The organism is Paenibacillus sp. YN15, assembly GCF_003285005.1.
Lineage (GTDB): Bacteria > Bacillota > Bacilli > Paenibacillales > NBRC-103111 > Paenibacillus_AR.
Map to the genome: position 1 here is coordinate 32,160 of NZ_QMFA01000051.1, position 17,247 is coordinate 49,406.

The following is a 17,247-nucleotide window of genomic DNA, read 5'->3' on the forward strand; positions in this document are numbered from 1 at the left end:
GAAGGCCAGCTCGAATCATCACGAAATATGGAGGGAATCCGAAAAATGAAGCGAAGAATCAGCTCTATGCTGGTCTGGATCATGCTGTTAGGCATGGTATTGCCGGTGTTTGCTTCGACTGGTTATGCGAATGAGGGCGGCGTAGGGCAAACGATTGTTGAAAGCGTTTACCAAAACGTATACAACGCGGAAAAGCAGGTAAAGCTGCATCCGGTTGCTGATGCACATATCCACAGAAACAGTCCAGACACCAACTTTGGCACCTCGGAGCTATTAACGATAAGGTGGCAGAACAGCTCGGCGTCAGCGGATACCCGGAATGCCTATCTAAAGTTTGATCTTGCCGGTTTGGACAGACTGGAGGATCATACGATCCTTGGAGCAAAGGTAAGGCTGTATATGTACGATACTACAGTGCCTCCATACATGGTGGTGAGAAGGGTCGGCAGCGAGTGGACGGATACGTCCCTTACTTGGGCCGGCATAATTTCGGAGGGGAATAATGCTCCAGCGGATGGCAATGCCAATGCAAGCGCTCCCGATAGTATCAGAGTAAATGTGGATCTGACAAAGACTATTTCGCAGGGACAAGTTGGAAAATGGATCGAATTCGATCTGAAACCGCAATATATAAAGGATTTCAATGAAGGGAAGCACATCTTTGCCATTGAACTGACAGAACATTCGACAGCGGCAGGAATTGTGAACTTCTCTTCCCGGGAGGGCGAATTTCCTCCGGAGCTGATTCTGGATGTTGAGGGACCGGAGCTGGCAGCCGTTTCGATCACCAGTCCTCCGGCAAAAACCACCTATTCTGTGGGAGAGAGCCTGGATCTTGCGGGACTGGCTGTAAACGGTCATTATGCGGATGGGGTATCCCTTCCGTTAACCAATTATGCAATCAGCGGCTTTGACAGCAGCGTTGCGGTGGGGGATCAAATAATCACCGTAACGGCGGAAGGGAAAACTGCTTCATTCCCCGTCCGGATTGTGGCGGTTAAAGATACCAGGCTAACGGCTATTGCCGATTCGTTTATTCAGCAGGGCTCTCCGACGGGAAATTGGGGGAGCGGAAATTATATGACCCTAAAAAAAGATGATTATTCAACCACCAACAGAAAAATTTATCTCAAGTATGATTTATCCGGCATCAATGTCACAGAACCGGAGGCGGTTATAAAGGCTGTTGTGCTGCTGCACCGAAGTAACGGAGGACAGGGCGGCGTAGGCATTCACAGTGTCAGCGACAGCACCTGGAAGGAAAGTGAGCTTTCTTGGAGCAATGCCCCTGAATACAGCGGCGCTCCTCTGTCTATCGCAGCAGTAGGAGAAGAAAATAAATATTATGAGTTTGATGTGACAGATTATGTGAAAACTCAATTATCAGCGGACTTCCTTTCTTTTGCATTTGTTGGGCAAAACCACAACGTAACGATTAATTTCGATTCCAGAGAAGTGTCCGAAAAAGAGCCTGTGCTGGTCTTGACAGCTGCTGAGCCTAAGCTGGACTCCATCGAAATTGTTTCTCCGCCGTCTCAAACCTTGTATTACGTGGGGCAGGAACTGGATTTGACCGGCCTGATCGTCAAAGGAAATTATGAGAACGGCACCTCATTGGTGCTGACAGACTACACGGTGAGCGGCTTTGACAGCAGCGCTGCGACACCGGCGCAGACCATAACCGTACAGGCGGCAGGCAAAACGGCTGCCTTCACTGTTGAAATTCAATCGTCATCGGGAGTCAATCCGCCTGTTTGGCCTGCCGGAAGTGGACTGGCAGCCAGCCCCACCTCCAAAACCAAAACCTTCTTAAGCTGGACCCCTGCCAAGGATAATGGCAAGATTACAGGGTACAGGCTGTGGTCCGGGGACGAGCTGGTGGCTGCTCTGGACGGTGAGACATTGAGCTATGCCGTCAGAGGGCTGACGCCTGAAACCCACTATACCTTCCGCGTGGAAGCGGGAGACAATGAAGGCAACTGGACAGGCGGGCCCGAAGTATCGGTGTATACGCTGCTGGTTTCACCGACTTTGCCGCAGGTCATCTCCATTGAGAGCGGCCAATTCAACATGGATGACTGGACGGTTAAGATCAACACCCCGTCAGCACCGGGGCAATCCGGACCTGCTGTATGGGAGATTGTTGACGGAAACCTGAAGCTTACCACCTATTCAGGCAATGGTTCGCCTCCCCTTCGCAATGTTATTGTTCATGAAACTCCGTTTATCGGCGATTTTACATGGACGGGCAAGGTTTCCGTCACACCTCGCGGCGATTGGGATGATCTGGCTGTCGTCTTCAACTATGTCGACGAGGCCAACTATAACTTCGTATCCTTGAATAAGAGCAATGATGACAATACTCACGGCATATTTTCCGTAGCGAATAATTCTCTTATGCAGCTTGCAGATTTTGAGCTTGGCATCATGACCTCCGGAGCGGTGCATGATCTGCGGATCGACCGGACGGGTTCGCTTATTCAGGTGTATCTGGACGGCGATGTGATCGGGCAAGCCTCGGAAGGCCGTTATACAACCGGCCGGTTCGGATATGGCAGCGCCAACGACCGGGTTACCTTGTCAGAGATGAAGGTATACGGGAGGGAGTTGATCGACATTGCGCCGCCTTCGCCTCCCGGTCAACTGGCGGCGTGGGCGCAATCCTCAACAGCTATCCGGTTAGCCTGGGAAGCCTCCACCGATGATTCGGGCGTCAAAGCATATTCCATATACAGAGACGGCGCGTTGCTTGCCGTCACGAATCTTACCTCTTATGTGGATGAAAACTTATTGCCGCTGACGGCATACAGCTATTATGTTGTGGCGCATGATGTTGCCGACAAGGACTCGGAGCCCAGCGCAATCGTCAATGTCACCACGCTGGAGCGTGACCCGTATTTGTTCCCGTTCAGTCACAGCTCGATTGACGCTGCGCTGAAGGAGCCGCTGCTCCAGTTCACCCTTGGTACGGAGTGGGCCTGGTACAGCAAGCGCAGCGGCGCGGCTCTGATGCATCTGATGACGGCGGCCTTGTACGACGCTTATTACGAAGGAAGCGACGGCACCGTGGTCAAGGACCGGATATTGGCTCATATCCGTCATATGCTGGTTCCTAACAGCGGCCGTGAGCCCGGCGCATCCGGCTCTCTGGATACCGCCGGCACCGCCATGGCGATTCAGGCCTTCGATGTGGCCTCCACCATTCCGGCTGTCTGGAACGAGCTGACAGAAGCGGAGAAGCATAAGATTACCCTGATTATGCAGGCTCATCTGGTGGCTGCACATTGGGGACATGATGACGAGAACAATTACAATACGGGAATTAACCAGGGAGGCAATTTCAATAAAGGCTGGAATCCCAACTTCATTGAGGGAGCCATCGGCATTGCGTTGGCGACGGCACGTTACCTGGGCGGAGCCGAAGCGTCGAATGCTTTCCTGAGAAACTTCAATTACAACGATTTTATGAGTCAGCTTCAGGCGGCAGGCCTGTCCAGCATCGCCTGGACCTTCAATGCCACCGGCAGAATTGGGCTGGAGGCTTCGATCAAGAATGCGTCGGGCCAGTTCAACGGCTTTACGTTTAAAGGCTACACGCTGGATCAGCCGTTCGAATGGGTGAAGGCGCGGGCGCTGATTATGTACAATAAGCCGGTCAAGGCGGAGGTGTACGACGGCGGCACCCGGCGGGGATATATCGCCAATAATCCCGAAGGGCTGCCCAATATCGGGGTTATGGGCATGGCACAGGAATTTGACTCCATTGACGGGAACAGCCTGCGCACCGATCTGGGCTATGCGGCAGACGGGTGGAACAACAGTCTGATTAGTTTGTTGACCGCCTACTATTACGGCACGACGGGGCCGGCCGCCGACATGGAGTTGATTGAAACCCGGTACAGGATCGGCAGCACTGATCTTATTTACAAGGCAGCCAACGGGTATTACGGCTATGCCAAGGGCAGTGCTTTACCGCTCCGCAATGAGGTAACGATAGACGCCAACATGGGGTATTACTGGCTGAAGGACCTGTGGGAGAATGTGGTCAGCCAGCCGGAGCTTGTGCCGCAGCGGGATACGACGCCTCCGACGGCGCCGGGCAATGTGACGGGCCAACTGGCCGGTGAGAGCATCCGGCTGGACTGGGAAGCCTCCACGGATAACAACCGGGTGGCCGGTTACCGGATTTATCTGAATGGTCAGGAGATCGCGCAAACACGCACCGCCATTCCGCAATATGTGGCGCAGGGGCCGTTTGCGGCCGCTGATGCTTACACGGTCAAAGCCTATGATGCTGTCGGCAATGTATCCGCCGCAAGCGAAGCGGCAGTTATTGACGGAGAGCCGGTGGTTGTCAACACCCCGCCGGTATGGCCGGCAGGAAGCGCTCTGACCGCCGCGTCCACTACGCAGACCGGAACAGTGCTAAGCTGGACCGCCGCCATGGACGATGCAGAAGTGACGGCTTACAAGCTGTATAAGGACGGTGTGCTGCTGGATACGGTGACGGGAGCAGTAGGCAGCTATACCGTTGCCGGTCTTGCCGCAGGGACGACGTATACCTTCAAGGTAGAGGCAGGAGACGCCAGCGGTCAATGGACATCCGACGGACCGCAGGCTCAGGCTACGACGCTGCGGCCACAGGGCGGCGGCAGCGATGGGGGAACTGCGCCTCCACCGGCCAAGCCCAAGGCAGTAGCGGCATCCGGCGAGGCAAGCATCGAATTGGAGGTTGCTGTCGACAAGAACAAAGGGACGGCAGCCGCCAAGCTGGAAGCCAAGACCCTGGAGCAGTTCCTTAAAAACCATGCCGGGAGCAGTCAGTTGAACATATCCATGCCGCTTCTGGAAGAGGTAAGCTCCTATGTGCTGCAAATGCCGGATCTCCGTTTGAAGGAGGGGGACAGCGGTTATGGGCTGCTGCTTGACACGCCTTACGGCTCGGTGGTCTTGACCAATTCGCTGCTCCGGGAGCTGGCGGGTGCGGGAGGACAACAGGCTGATATTGCAGTCGCAGTAAGCCAGGGAGACAAATCAGGACTTGCGCCGGATGTTCGGAAGGCCTTGGGAGACCGCCCGCTGATTCAAGTGGGCATAAGTGCAAACGGCAAAAGTGTGAAAGTCGGCGGGGAAGCAGGAGTTGTTGTTGCTATTCCGTACAACCCGACTAAGGAGGAGCTGGCCAGGCACGAGCATCTTGTCATCTGGGCTATCAATGAGTCCGGCGCCGTCCAGCCCGTACCCAGCGGGAAATATGATCCCGCCGCAGGAGCCGTGACGTTTACAGCCGCCGGCTTTAGCCAGTATGGCATTGCTTTCGTGGAGAAGACCTTCAAGGATATGGCGGAGGCGGAGTGGTCTCGAAGGGCAGTGGAGGTGCTGGCCTCCAGGGGCATTATCAACGGCACGGTGACGATCTCCGGCGGGGCAAAAATCAAGAACGTGCGGGGCGTAGCCTTCGCCGGTCTGGTTGCCGACCAGATCAAGCTGGAGGGCTGCGACCGTTCGGCTCTGGCCTGGACCAAGGTCACCCACTGGCTGGCGGGATATGGTCTGGCAGGCCAAACCACCTCCCTGATGGAATTCAGCGAGGTGGTCATGCCGAATTCGCTGGTATTGGACGGGGACGCTTCCGACTTCTATTCGGTGGCCTCCGGCCCCATAGAGGGATGGCGCTTCGACGGCATCTATATTGCGCCTCATTTCTATAATGCGGCCAGCACTCCCAAGCCCCACACAGATTCGCTGCAGTTTGCCGGTTCGGCGGCTTACTCCAATATGACCTTCCGCGACGCGGCCCTCTTCGCCAGCAACAACTGCGCTATTCAGGTAGGAAGTCTGAACGGGCTAACCCTGGATCACAGCTATATTGCGGCGGGAAGCGCAGCCAGAAGCCGCTATCCCTTTCTCTCAGGAGGAGCCACGGACGGCGGCACAGCAGCCTTCAACGGAAGCGGAAGCAGTTTTATCGCCATTGATTCGGTGATCATCGGCGCATTGGGTTCGTCCTCCTGGGCGTCCGTAACCAATACACGGATCAACTATCAGGCTACCCAAACGCCGGCAACCGGGTCGTGGACGGTAGACCTTACTCTCTCCGCCACCAATCCGCCCATGCCGCCTATGCCGGATGATGCGTATTTGAATTCAATATGGGGGGAATAAGCAGGCAATGAAGGATCTTCAGCGGGAAGTGGAAGAGATTCTGAAATCGGCAGTGGAGGAAGGGCGGGAGCTGTTGGCGATGCCCGCCTGGATGTGGCCTCCCCATGAGCTGATGAACCAGCCTCTGCTCCACCGCTCCTGCATGCCGGCCGGCAGCGGCATAATTTGACGGGGCGGCAGAAGCTGCGGGCACGAAAAAGAAAGCCGTCACCCGGTGTGGCGGCTTTCCCTGTTGGAGCCTTGCTTTAAGCGTTACAGGACAAAAGAGAATTCATCGAAGCCGGATTTGCTCAAATGCAGATCGCGGACGACCTCCTGGCCGTTGCGGAGAACCCGGATCTCATAATGGCCGAAAAAGGCTTTGAAATACAGATGGTCCTCTTCTGTGCTCAGGTCCAGATTGGTCCTCCATTCCTTATTGATCAACTCATCCAGCGCTTGGAAGGAGGGTTTTGCGGAAAAATCGCTTCTGATTAATCCGCTTCTGTACTGGTCCTCCGCCCAGCCTCCGCCGCCTGCTATGGCGCAATTGTCGCCCAAATTCCAGTAGACAATGGACTCCATGCCCGGATGGCTGAACCAAATTCGGTACAGATTCCTCAGTGCCTCCGCCTGAACCCCGTCATCGTAGCCCGGCACCGTAATTTCCGAAACGGAGAGAGGGCGTCCCAATTTGGCGTAACAGTCCATCACCTTGTACAGGTGCTTGGGATTGTATTCATGCTCCGCCAGCGCCGCCATTTCCTCCGGCTTGTTGAAATTGTGATATTGCAGGCCGATAATATCCACTTTTCTGCCTTTTCTGATCAGATTTTCAGCCAGCAAATAAAAATGGGACACTTCCTTCTTAAATCCGGCCCCCCAAGGGGCGGTGGTTTCATTCAATACCAGACGACTCTTCCTGAAGCAATGCTCCGTTTCCCGCCAGATCCAGTCGACATATTCACCGCTCAGCGGTTTAAAATTCCGGTAGTGGGTATCCTGAAGCCGGGGCTCATAGTCGAGCATGGGGACAGAGGTTACCTCATTGACACAGTCGAAGGTTTTGATCACGCCGTCATACCGCTGGGCGATGGCCCGGATTCTGTCGATCAGACAGGGCTTCAGCTCCTCATAATCATTCGGCAGCCAATCCGGCAGCATAACCTGCCAGAAGACGGGATGTCCTTTCACTTCAATCTGGTTCTCCCGGCAGAACTCCAAAACAAGCTCCGGCGGGATGCGCCTGTCAATGAAGGAGCTGTTTTTCTCAAACCTCATACGACCCTGCTCCGGCTCGAAGGCGTCCCAGTAGAAGGGGGCTGTGGCAAGATTAAACAGCTTTTTGAACCGCTCCTCATAGAGCAGGTTTTCTTCCTGGGAGGGGAAGCATTTCAGCTTGAAAATATTGCAGCCAAACTTGAAATCATGGGTTTTCTGCCGGATGGATACCTGTGCCCCTTTCACCGGCGCTCCCTTCTCATCGGTCAGATTGATCTTGAAATATCCTTTCCGGTGGGATTCGATCCCGTGGTATATCCGGTCCTCCATAAGCTCCTTCTGTTCCCTGAACTGCCTGAGAATAGCATCCTTGTTCACCGTAACCCGCCTCTTTTCGCCTTATATAGTGTAATCCGGCATTTCCACCCTCCGCCCCGGTCCAGGCCACCCCCGGCTACAGGGCGGTTTGGGTATCGTCGGCGTCCCCGCTGTTTGCCAGCTTGTATTCCTCGGACCAGTCCAGGCTGCGGTATTCCGCGCCCCGGGGATCTTCCTGAATAAAGCGGAGCAGCTTATCCAGCATATCCGTTGTCCAGATATTGCGGTCGATTTGAGCTGTGGTGAAGACATTCTGCGAGATCATCTCAAAGCCGAAGATGTCCTTTACATGGGTTTTGGCCGCACCGTCCACCACCTCTGCAACCAGGTGGCTGGGGATAAACAATACGCCGCCTCCAGCCCCGAACACCACATCGCCGGGCAGACAAACGGCATTGCCGATCCGGGCGGGCGTATTGAAGCCGGTCATGATAAAATCCCGGATGGGGGTGGGATCGATTCCCCGGTAATACACCTGGACGCCCTCCACCTGCTCCATCTGCTCCACATCCCGGATGCCGCCCCAGATGACGCCGCCGCCGGTTTTGGTCCGGGTGGCAATGGCAGTGGTCAGATTTCCGCCAAGAAAGGTGCCCTTGTAAATCTTATCATACATATCCGCCACCACCACATCGCCCTCAACAAGCGTGTCGATGACCCACTGGTTGTAGTTGCCGTTTCTTCCTTCCGCCCTGCCCGCCGCCAGCGCTGTTTCGTGAAGATCGGGACGGGTTGGGCAAAAGGTGCAGGTTACCGCTCGTCCAATCAGCTTTCGCCCGTCGTTGTGCAGGGTTTTCAGCCTGCCCTCAAACTGGTTTTCGTAGCCCTTGGTAAAGATGGGCTTCCATACCTCCTCCAGGGTCATGCTCCGCAGCGCATCCAGATAATGCTGGGCCACATATGGCCTCCCGTCCTCCAGCCGCGGCCCCTTCCATTGCCCGGTTATGGACATAATCTCTTCTTTCGCATTAAATCGCATGGGCCAACCCCTCTCTACAAGTGCATTCCGCCGTCTGCCAAAAGCTCAATTCCCGTAATATATCTTCCTTCCTCTGAGCACAGCAATAGCGCTGCGCCGGCGCAATCCTCCGCTGTTCCAATCCGCCGGGCCGGTATGCCGTTCAACAGCTGCTCCACGTAGGCCCCGTTCTGAAGCGCCTCCTCGTTGCGCGGCGTGGCGATGACGCCGGGAGAAAGGCAGTTTACCGTTATGCCGCGGGAGGCCAGCTGTTTGGCCAGATTTTTGACAATGCTCATCTGCGCCTCCTTGGTTGCGGCATACATCAGCATCCGGGGATGCGGACGGTGCTGCTGCACACTGCCGATGACCAGAATCCGTCCCCAGCCCTGCTTGGACATGTACGGCTCGTAGGCGCGGATCAAGTCCAGGGAGGCCTTCAGATTTACCTGGATTTGGGCGTCGAACTCTTCATCGGTGATTTCATTCCATGGCCGCCGGAATTGGACGCTGGCATTCAGCACGAGAATGTCTACATCTCCCGTCTGGCCGTGCAGCCTGGCGGCGCTGTCCGCTTCCGCAAGATTGGCAATGGCGCAGGACGCCCCGGGGATATCCGCCGCCGCTTGCTTGCATTTGTTCAGGTCTCCGGCCCCGTGGACAATGACGCGGGCTCCTTGCCCGGCGAGGGCGGCGGCAATCGCCTTGCCGATCCCCTGGGTAGAGCCTGTCACCAAGGCGGTCTTGCCTGTCAGGTTAAACATTTTCATCAGCTCCATGTTCTGTCATTAGCCCATTCCTGATCCCATTGGGTTGTCGGCTCCCATTGGCCGGGATAGCGGCTGTGCATATGCCGGGCGATCAATTCCTCGTTGAGGCTTTCAATGCCCAGGCCCGGAGCGTCCGGAACCTGGATGAAGCCGTCCACAATCAGCGGATTGGCGATGCCCACCGCCAGATCATTCCACCACGGCACCTCCGTGGAGTGGAATTCCACCGCCAGAATATTCTGGACAGCCGCTGCGCAATGAACAGCCGCCATGCAGGCGATGGGGCTTTCCGCCATATGAATGGCCATGGCCACACCATATTTATCGCACATGTCGCCCAGCTTCTTCATTTCCATGGCGCCGCCGATGGTCAGAATGTCCGGATGCACCACCTGCACGCCGCCGCAGGCCATCAGCTCCTCGAAGCTGCTGTGCAAATAAATATCCTCTCCCGTACATACGGGAATCGTTGTCGCAGAGGCAAGCTTGGCATAATGGCGGGTATATTGCCACGGAGCCACATCCTCCATCCAGGCGATATTGTATTTCTCGGCCCGCTTGGCAAAACGGATGCAGTCCTCAATGCTCACATGGCCAAAGTGGTCGATGGCCAGCGGGATTTCATACCCGATGACCTCCCGGACCTCCTTCAGGTACTGCTCCAGGTAGTCCAGCCCTTTTTCGGTGATATGAATGCCGGTGGCATGATGGGGGATGGTGAATACCTCGTAGTTTTTGCCCATCATCATGTCGAAATCGACGGAGCCTTTTTGATGGCTGACGGCCTTGGCCGAATAGGTTTTGATATCCTCCAGCATACCGGCCGGAGCATTCAGACAGCCGGGTTCGTCCAGAAGCAATTCGATGCCCAAATCCATCTTCAGAAAGGTAAAGCCTTGCTCCATCCTCTTTTTCAGCATGTTGCCCATAACGGTTCCGGTGTGTTTGCCGTCCACGTCCGTATCGCAATACACCCGCACCAGGTCCCGGAACTTTCCCCCCAGGAGCTGGTAGAGCGGAACGCCGTATGCTTTGCCCACCAAGTCCCATAGGGCGATCTCGATTCCGGACACACCGCCGCCCTGGCGGGAATGGCCGCCGAATTGGCGAATCCGGCGAAACAATTTGTCCACGTTCAGCGGGTTCTCTCCCACCAGCCGGCTTTTCAGCATCAGCGCGTAGGTGGCGCTGGACGCATCCCGCACCTCGCCCAATCCCACCAGCCCCTGGTTGGTGTAAATCTTGATCAGCGGACAATGCTTCGGCGCGCCGTCAATATGGGCAACCCGGATATCGGTAATTTTCAGCTGGGAAGGGGCGGAGCAGGTGTTGACCCGGCCTGAAGCCGCCTCAAACATATTATTCTCGGTCATAAATTCCTCCTTGCGGCTTCTGCAGCGGAAGCAAATTGTTGGGGCTGCAAATTATCGGCTGTTCAAGCCGCATCTGCATTTGGTACACTTAAACTGTACTTCCGAACACCGGATTGCGTCATCAAGTATGTTGCTTGTTTTGTCAAAAATATTATGATTCTGCAGGTGATAGCGATGGAGGTTCAAGAGGCGCTTATTCCTTCTTCAGGCAAAGGACCGTTTTTGCTGAAACTGTTCAATGTGCATCCATCCCCGGGGTCCCGGCCTTTCCGGATGCATAAGCATCTCCCGTTTGAAATTGTCCTCTTCAAATCCGGACAGGGAATCTACCGGACCCTGGACAAGGAGTATGATATCCGGAGCGGGGACGTATTTCTGTTCAGCAGCAATGAGGTGCACTGCATTACCGACATCCGGGGCGATATGTCGCTGATGAATATTCACTTTGAACCCCGTTTTATCTGGTCCAACGGCAATGATTTGTTCGACGCCAACTACCTGAAAATCTTCTTTCAGCGCAGCAAAAATTTCGAGAACCGGCTGGACCGGGACAATCCCCATACCCGGGTGGTCGGCAAGCTGCTGGAGGATATGGAGGTGGAGTTTTTCCATAAACCCGCGGAGCACAGATTGATGGTCAAGGTTCAGCTGCTGACGATTCTGGTGCATCTGATCCGCCATTTCGACTATGTGAAGGATGATGAAACGGAGGATTTCGGATACAAAAACAATTTTGCCGCTGTTGAAAAAGCCATAGATATGATAGACCGGCATTTGTCGGAGCCGATTACCCTTCAGGATTTGGCGCAGGCGGCCAATATGAGCAAAACGTATTTTTGCGCGGTCTTCAAGAAGCTGAACGGGGTTACGGCATGGGAGTATATGACGGCCAAGCGGGTGGAAAAAGCGGTGGAGTGGCTGCGCAAGGGGGAGGAATGCACCATGCTGGAGCTGGCCGCGGAGTGCGGCTTCAATAATACGGCCAATTTCAACAGGGCGTTTAAGCTGCACACGGGAAAAACTCCCTCGGAAGTCAGGCAAGGCAGATTTTCCGCCATGGGGGACTCCTATTACGACTGATGCTTGCAGGCTAAGATACATAGAATGAAAAAGGGCTGGGCTGAAAGGGCTTGCACCGTGAAATAGTAGTTGCAACCGGGTATGAAAATGAATAAGATGGGTATATGTCATTTCAGCAGGAAAGCGGGGGTAGGGGTTGTTGCACGACTAAGCGCCAGAGCTTGGGGCGCGGTGAGGGCAGGGGAATCGGAGTGATTTGCCCGGCAAGAGGGCGGGAACGGCAGGGAACCGGCGGCTGTGGCGCCGCGGTTGGCCGGATTCGCCAGGGCAAAGAGCAAGCTTCCAATTGGCCGGAGCCGGCGCAAGCTGACGAGGTGAAGGTGTTCGGATTTTTCGGCGGGGACCTTCCGGTCTTGAGCAAGTACGCATCCAGGCCGTGAAGCTGGAAGGCAAATCGGCGCGGGCAACCGGCCGCACAAGATTCCAGCAGGATGCTTTATGTATTGATCTTGCCGTCCGTGACGATACGGATGTGCCATATAGCGTTGCCATGATTCATAATGTTTCACATGCGCGAAAAAACCATCGTGAGAACCCTGGTTTCGCATTGTCAAAAACGGGAATGAGAAATGACGCTATAAGTCTGCCTGTTTGGCCATTAGCAAGCTTATAGGGAAAGCCTCCATGTCTTTTTTTCTCGAAAAAAAAGCTTCCGGGAGGCCTGTTCAGTTCTGCTCTTATGAAAACTTAAAACAACTGGAGGAATTATATATGTGCGGTATTGTAGGATATGTGGGTAAACGGGATTCCCAGGATATTCTGATCGAGGGCCTGAAGAAGCTGGAGTATCGGGGTTATGACTCCGCAGGTGTGGCCGTATTTACCCAGAACGGGCTGGAGGTCCGCAAGACCAAGGGCCGTCTGGCAGTCCTGGAATCCGCGCTGGGCGAAAAACCCCTGCACGGCTCCATCGGCATCGGGCATACCCGCTGGGCCACCCACGGCAAACCCTCCGACGTGAACTCCCACCCCCATACGGACAACGCCCACAAGTTTTCCGTGGTGCATAACGGCATTATTGAAAATTACATGGCATTGAAGGATGAGCTGATTGCAGCCGGTGCGCAATTTGTGTCCGAAACGGATACAGAGGTAATCGCCCATCTGATCGCTTCCGTTTATGAAGGCGACATTGTAAAGGCTGTGCAAAAGGCAGTATCCCGGATGCGCGGCGCTTTTGCCCTGGGTGTACTGACTGAATATGAGCCGGATAAGCTGGTGGCTGTACGTCTGGCCAGCCCGCTGATTATCGGAGTGGGCGAAGGCGAAAACTTCATCGGCTCCGACATCCCGGCTATTCTGGAGCATACCCGGAACGTCTATATTTTAAACGACGGGGAAATGGCTCTGTTGACAAAAGACGGCGTCGAATTAATGACAATTGAAGGAAATTTTATTTCCCGGGAATTATTCCATGTCGATTGGGATATTACTACCGCAGAAAAAGCCGGCTTCGACCACTTCATGCTGAAGGAAATTCATGAGCAGCCGAAGGCTTACCGGGATACTATGGGAGCCCGTCTGAACGACGAGGGCACCGCCATTCTGCTGCCTGAATTGAAGCTCACTGCCGAGCAGATCAAGTCCATCAGCCGGATTCATATCGTAGCTTGCGGCACCGCGTATCATGCAGGTCTGGTCGGCAAAAATATGATCGAGCAGTTGGCCCGCATTCCGGTGGAAACCGATGTGGCCTCCGAATACCGCTACCGCAGCCCCATTATCACCAAGGACACTCTGGTGATTGTGGTCAGCCAGTCCGGCGAAACCGCCGACACCCTGGCCGCGCTGCGCGAAGCCAAACGCTGCGGCGCCCATGTTCTGGCTATCACCAATGTGGTAGGCAGCTCGGTAGCCCGCGAAGCGGACAGCGTCATTGTCACCTGGGCCGGTCCGGAAATCGCTGTGGCCTCCACCAAGGCGTATACGTCCCAGTTGATCGCCTTCTCCCTGTTCTCTCTGTACCTGGCGCAAACCCTGGGCACCCAACCGGCGTCGGCCATTGCCGAAACCATCGCCGCCATGAAGAAGCTGCCGGAGCAGGTGGAAAGCATTCTGGCCCGGGGCGATGAAATCAAGGTATATGCTGAAGAGATCGCCAAGCACCAGGACCTGTTCTTCATCGGCCGCGGCGTGGATTATGCCGTTGCTCTGGAAGGTTCCCTGAAGCTGAAGGAAATTTCCTATATCCACTCCGAAGCCTATCCGGCCGGCGAGCTGAAGCATGGCACCCTGGCCTTGATCGAAGAGGGTGTTCCGGTCATCGCCCTGGCGGTGCAGGAGGATCTCTTCGAGAAAACCGTCAGCAACGTCAAGGAAGTAAAAGCCCGCGGCGCCCACGTTCTGGGCCTCGGCCAAGAAGGCCACGAGGAGCTGCCCAAAGCCGTGGATCAGGTGTTCAGCATCCCGCGGACCGTCAGCCTGCTGACCCCGGCTCTCTCCGTGGTGCCGCTGCAGCTGTTGGCCTACTACGCCTCCCTGGCCCTGGGCCACGACGTGGATAAGCCGCGCAATTTGGCGAAGAGCGTGACGGTGGAGTAAGGGGAGTTGTTCGTTGTCCTAAATGTGCAATGCAAATAAACTCGTATGTCAGCAAATTAAACTCGTATTGAGCAATTAAAACTCATATCAAAGCCGAGCAACCCAGGAGTATTTCCTGACATGTGCTCGGCTTTTTCATGCCTTTTTTTCTGCCGCGGGAAGGAAAACAATATAAGCGTGTGTTCAATGATGAAAATACTAACTATTCAGAAGATGCTCGAAAGCGTCTCAGTATTTTACGTAATGTTTTTCAGACCCTTAAATTTCCAGTCATTATTGGTTTAGGCGAAATACAGATAAAGGAAAGAGTCTTAGGGGAAATATTCTCTGAGACTGAATTTTTGACGTTCAATTCAAAAGTTCATCCTGCACATTCAGGTTTAAAGGTAAGTTTTCGTATTGCAGATTTGACAAGGAAGAAGCGGCTGGTGTTTTTATGTTGAGATATTTCCAAGAAGTCACTCAGGAGTATATAAGACCAGTAGTTAACTCATTGAGGTAGTAAGCCCTATTTTTAGATTCGAGCTGTTGTTTGCAAGGTTTTAATGAGGCGTTTGCATGGGAACATCTCCTTTATCTTGGAAATTATGATCTGGTAAACAGCAATTTCTCTCTAAAGGTTTGATGTTCTTCTTTTCTGTTACGATTTGACGAAGCTTCTAAGTTGACGACTCTAGGCTTGTTGACTCGACAGCAAAGTTTGCAACACTTAAGTCATTTTATATAGTAAATTGTCAGTTTATTTGCCCAGTCCTGCATCTTTAAGCCATTCATAAAGTTCTGGAGATTTTGCCCGTAACCTCGCTGTACCATAACTTATAATTACTTCATCCTTTTTTGGGACTGCAGATGAAAAAACGTTTCCGTTAGTAAGTGTTTTATGGGTCCAAGTATAAGCTTGTGAAACAATAATCACTTTTCCATCTTTCATTTCTACCTTAATAATCATAGGATATTTTCCAAATTCCGTTGACCCTGAGATAGGTATTGAAGAATTAATACACCTGACAAATTTTTTGATTTTCAAATTCCCAATTTCGTCATTATCCTTGTAAAAAACCCCATGCTCCCCAGGCATATTTCTAACAATCTGGATTGATGTGATTTCCTCAACCTTTACCAACTGAGATGCACTATTACAAGCAGTCATAACAGTAATGAATAAGATCACCGTGTGCACACATACAAGTTTTTGCATGTAATTTACCCTCCAATCAAGCTTTAATTATTTTATCCAAATATTCATAATATAAAATCATTCATCCTTTTAAGACCAGAAAATATACCACTTTTTTTGATTATAATTAGGACATGTAGCGCATGAAGTTCAATAACATCTAAATATGTCATAAACAAATAAATCATGTAGGAATTTGTATAAGTCTTTCTGCTTATTGTAAATAAAACACTAAGAGAATAATATAAGTTCGTAAAGTAAATTTATGTAAATGGAGGGATTTTGGTGAAAAAAATGTTGCATATTCACACTATTTTAGCCTTTGCTTTGTTACTCATGCTATCCCCCACCTCAGCTTTTGCTTATGGAAATTCAATTTTTTTAGGCGGGACAAGCAGTAATTACTCGACAAGTCCAATTCAATATGTACAAGGAGCTAGAGCAACTATAACAACCCCGAGTACTTTTCCATATGCAATTTCCGGACAGATGTCGACAGTATGGGTTGCTGTAGTTAATTCAAGTAACGGAGCCCTCGCACAAATGGGATTTGCAAGTGAGCCTTCTGTAACAAGTGTAAATCCCCATTACTTTTTTGTAGTTGTTAATCCTGCAAATCCTCCTGGAAGTCAATACAGTGAAATAACGGGCTTAACAGGACCGTCAACATCATCTACGCAAACCTTTTCTGTAGTTAAAGAAAGTGGAACCTGGAAAGGCTACAGAAGTGGAAGCACTGTCTTTTTTGCTGGTACATCAGTTACCATATCTCCGAACAGTACTCAGTATTATAATGAGACATATGATGATTCGCCGGTATGGTTTGGAACATCTAGCAGTAAATTGAAATTTGCAAATGTTCAATATTGGGACGGTAGTGCAAGTGCAAGTGATACCTCTAAATGGATTTGGAAAAAGCCAAACATCCCATCTAGCAACTTTATAAACGAAGGTACAGGAACTTCAATAGACACATCATCCTGGTCTTCAGATTCTACTTGGTACTCATGGAGATACTAATTCTTTACAGGGAGGCTAAAAAATGAAAAAGTCAAAGATAGCTTTACTCACTTTATTTACAACAGTTGCCCTTTCAATCGCATTGCCTATAACAATCTCAGCTACAAATGAACCTAGTAATGTTGAATCAACAATAAAAACAAAACAAAACCAAGTGTTTTTGACCCAAAATAATATAATTCTTAAAACTCCCGATACTAAGTCAAAGATTTCTGAAGAGGAAGCTATTAACTTGGCATTAAAGTATTGCGACGCTTTAAAACCTGATCCTTCAAATATAGCTGTAGAATATCAATTAATGACATATAGTAACTTTCATGAGTTTTCCGAAGCAGCAAAGTCAAAAAACCAAAAGCTGAAGGAAGAAGGTTATCTGAACAATACTCCTGTTTATATTGTTACTTTGAAGGGTTTAAACTTCCCATCAATGGGAGGGAGAGCTCAAGGCAGCAAAATACAGCATATAATATTACATGAAAAAAATGTAATAATTGATGCTGATACTGGAGAAATATTATTTACTTGAGTGTTGCGAATTTAGCATGAACGCCCCCTAAATGGGCACACGCGTAGTGCATTCGGGCA

Annotated in this window: 13 protein-coding genes; 8 read left to right on the forward strand and 5 right to left on the reverse strand. The window is 52.1% G+C overall.

Translation table 11 applies throughout. The features are described from left to right. Window positions 1-45: 45 nt before the first annotated feature. Both DQG13_RS27100 and DQG13_RS31025 read left to right on the forward strand, forming a co-directional pair. Window positions 46-6,165: a CBM96 family carbohydrate-binding protein gene (locus tag DQG13_RS27100; RefSeq protein ID WP_181593023.1), complete on the forward strand. Its 6,120-nt coding sequence runs from the start codon at window positions 46-48 to the stop codon at window positions 6,163-6,165. 7 nt (window positions 6,166-6,172) lie between these two features. Further along, the gene (locus DQG13_RS31025; RefSeq protein WP_181593024.1) at window positions 6,173-6,334 is read left to right on the forward strand and encodes a hypothetical protein; all 162 of its coding nucleotides are present in this window, start codon (window positions 6,173-6,175) and stop codon (window positions 6,332-6,334) included. Between the two features lie 83 nt (window positions 6,335-6,417). On the opposite strand, the gene DQG13_RS27105 is transcribed toward DQG13_RS31025, so the two are convergent. The 4 genes from DQG13_RS27105 to DQG13_RS27120 form a co-directional block, all read right to left on the reverse strand. Further along, entirely contained in the window at window positions 6,418-7,743 is a 1,326-nt protein-coding gene (locus DQG13_RS27105) for an endo-1,4-beta-xylanase (protein ID WP_113023306.1), read from the reverse strand. A gap of 76 nt (window positions 7,744-7,819) precedes the next feature. Further along, window positions 7,820-8,722, reverse strand: coding sequence for an RraA family protein (locus DQG13_RS27110; RefSeq protein WP_113023307.1), 903 nt, complete (start codon window positions 8,720-8,722; stop codon window positions 7,820-7,822). A gap of 14 nt (window positions 8,723-8,736) precedes the next feature. Next, window positions 8,737-9,465: an SDR family NAD(P)-dependent oxidoreductase gene (locus DQG13_RS27115; RefSeq protein ID WP_220094451.1), complete on the reverse strand. Its 729-nt coding sequence runs from the start codon at window positions 9,463-9,465 to the stop codon at window positions 8,737-8,739. Between the two features lie 5 nt (window positions 9,466-9,470). Further along, window positions 9,471-10,844: a mandelate racemase/muconate lactonizing enzyme family protein gene (locus tag DQG13_RS27120; protein WP_113023308.1), complete on the reverse strand. Its 1,374-nt coding sequence runs from the start codon at window positions 10,842-10,844 to the stop codon at window positions 9,471-9,473. A gap of 174 nt (window positions 10,845-11,018) precedes the next feature. Between DQG13_RS27120 and DQG13_RS27125 the strand changes: the two genes are divergently transcribed. The 4 genes from DQG13_RS27125 (at window position 11,019) to DQG13_RS27140 (ending at window position 14,908) form a co-directional block, all read left to right on the forward strand. Then, on the forward strand, window positions 11,019-11,924 hold the full coding sequence (locus DQG13_RS27125; protein WP_181593025.1) for a helix-turn-helix domain-containing protein: 906 nt from the start codon (window positions 11,019-11,021) through the stop codon (window positions 11,922-11,924). A 191-nt stretch (window positions 11,925-12,115) separates the two neighbouring features. Beyond that, window positions 12,116-12,304, forward strand: coding sequence for a hypothetical protein (locus tag DQG13_RS27130; RefSeq protein WP_113023310.1), 189 nt, complete (start codon window positions 12,116-12,118; stop codon window positions 12,302-12,304). 331 nt (window positions 12,305-12,635) lie between these two features. After that, window positions 12,636-14,465 carry a glutamine--fructose-6-phosphate transaminase (isomerizing) gene (gene glmS / locus DQG13_RS27135; RefSeq protein WP_113023311.1) on the forward strand — a complete coding sequence of 610 codons (1,830 nt, stop codon included), beginning with the start codon at window positions 12,636-12,638 and terminating at the stop codon, window positions 14,463-14,465. 122 nt (window positions 14,466-14,587) lie between these two features. Beyond that, on the forward strand, window positions 14,588-14,908 hold the full coding sequence (locus tag DQG13_RS27140; RefSeq protein ID WP_113023312.1) for a hypothetical protein: 321 nt from the start codon (window positions 14,588-14,590) through the stop codon (window positions 14,906-14,908). 296 nt (window positions 14,909-15,204) lie between these two features. On the opposite strand, the gene DQG13_RS27145 is transcribed toward DQG13_RS27140, so the two are convergent. After that, window positions 15,205-15,663, reverse strand: a complete 459-nt coding sequence (locus DQG13_RS27145; protein WP_113023313.1) for a hypothetical protein — start codon at window positions 15,661-15,663, stop codon at window positions 15,205-15,207. Window positions 15,664-15,927: 264 nt separating this feature from the next. Between DQG13_RS27145 and DQG13_RS30590 the strand changes: the two genes are divergently transcribed. Further along, window positions 15,928-16,662, forward strand: a complete 735-nt coding sequence (locus tag DQG13_RS30590) for a hypothetical protein (RefSeq protein WP_146767214.1) — start codon at window positions 15,928-15,930, stop codon at window positions 16,660-16,662. Window positions 16,663-16,684: 22 nt separating this feature from the next. Next, entirely contained in the window at window positions 16,685-17,188 is a 504-nt protein-coding gene (locus DQG13_RS27150) for a hypothetical protein (protein WP_113023314.1), read from the forward strand. The last annotated feature ends 59 nt before the right edge of the window (window positions 17,189-17,247 follow it).